Origin of the sequence: Microcystis sp. LE19-41.2A, from assembly GCF_027530405.1 — a bacterium.
Classification (GTDB): domain Bacteria; phylum Cyanobacteriota; class Cyanobacteriia; order Cyanobacteriales; family Microcystaceae; genus Microcystis; species Microcystis aeruginosa.
Genome location: NZ_JAPZQJ010000299.1, coordinates 1 through 1218 on the forward strand (window position 1 = coordinate 1; position 1218 = coordinate 1218).

General features: G+C 48.7%; 3 protein-coding genes. 2 read left to right on the forward strand and 1 reads right to left on the reverse strand.

What is annotated here, in order from left to right; all coding sequences use genetic code 11:
* On the reverse strand, positions 1 to 112 hold a 112-nt coding region (locus O9290_RS12735), incomplete at its 3' end, for a helix-turn-helix domain-containing protein (protein WP_287738263.1).
* A gap of 91 nt (positions 113 to 203) precedes the next feature.
* Between O9290_RS12735 and O9290_RS12740 the strand changes: the two genes are divergently transcribed.
* Together O9290_RS12740 and O9290_RS12745 are read left to right on the forward strand one after the other, a co-directional pair.
* Complete coding sequence (locus tag O9290_RS12740; RefSeq protein WP_002756734.1) at positions 204 to 947, forward strand: DUF561 domain-containing protein; 744 nt, start codon at positions 204 to 206, stop codon at positions 945 to 947.
* 8 nt (positions 948 to 955) lie between these two features.
* A complete protein-coding gene (locus O9290_RS12745) occupies positions 956 to 1174 on the forward strand; it encodes a hypothetical protein (RefSeq protein ID WP_288087122.1) in 219 nt (72 codons plus the stop codon).
* The last annotated feature ends 44 nt before the right edge of the window (positions 1175 to 1218 follow it).

A 1218-nucleotide genomic window follows, 5' to 3' on the forward strand; every position in this document is an offset into this window, starting at 1 on the left:
TTCGTTCGTGGAGAGCTTTATTGTAAACTAATCTTACACAGCCCAATGTGCGCCGCAATAGCGACTCTTGTTCTGGTGTTGGGTAAAATCGGTAAGAATAGGCTTTTTCCATGTCTCATATTTTAGCATATATTTCGTAAATGTGCTAATATTTAACAGCAAAGCCGTCGTAGAACGACGGGGTTTCAGACCCAAAATTTCCGATGATCAATTTTACCTTACAGCAAGCCTTCGCCCGTCGTCATGCCCTGAAAGTGATCAGTGGGTTAAATAATTTCGATCGCTCGCAGGTTCTCTCAGTAGTTAAAGCCGCTACAGCCGGAGGAGCAACTTTTGTCGATATTGCCGCTAATGCTGACCTAATTCGGACGGTAAAAGCCTTGACAAATTTACCCGTGTGTGTATCGGCCGTCGAGCCAGAATTGTTGGTGATGGCAGTGGACGCGGGAGCCGATTTAATTGAGATCGGTAATTTCGATAGTTTTTATGCCCAAGGACGCATTTTTGAGGCGGCGGAAGTTTTAGCCCTAACCCGTCAAACTCGCGACTTACTGCCCGAAATTACCCTGTCTGTGACAGTTCCCCATCTGCTGCCCCTCGATGAACAGGTGAGACTAGCGGAAGCTTTAGTTAGTCAGGGTGCTGACATTATTCAAACCGAAGGCGGCACTAGCAGTCAACCCCGTCACGCCGGTATTTTGGGACTGATTGAAAAAGCCGCCCCGACTTTAGCGGCAGCCCACGCTATTTCCCATGCGGTGAAGGTTCCCGTCCTCTGCGCTTCCGGTTTATCCATTGTCACCGCTCCTATGGCGATCGCTGCTGGAGCGGCCGGTATCGGTGTTGGTTCGGCGATCAATCAATTGGATAATGAAGTGGCTATGGTGGCAGCTGTGCGCGGTTTAGTCGAATCTCTGCAAGCACAACCGGTCCATATTGGCAACTAGAACAATTTTTGTCTAGATACGACGGAGAAGGGGCTGTTTTCCCTTCTCTTTTTCCCTTTGTAATCAGTTATCAGTATTCGGGAGTCAGGAGTCAGGAGGCAGGAGATAGGGTGATAGGGTTTTGGGGTGATAGGGTGATGAGACAGCTTCCCTATTTCCCTATTTCCCTATTTCCCCACTTCCCCACTTCCCCACTTCCCACTGAAAAGGCTGCCATGCACTCTTAATTGGATGTGCGGGCAGCCTAAAGCCTAGTTTTTGGGGATTTAAT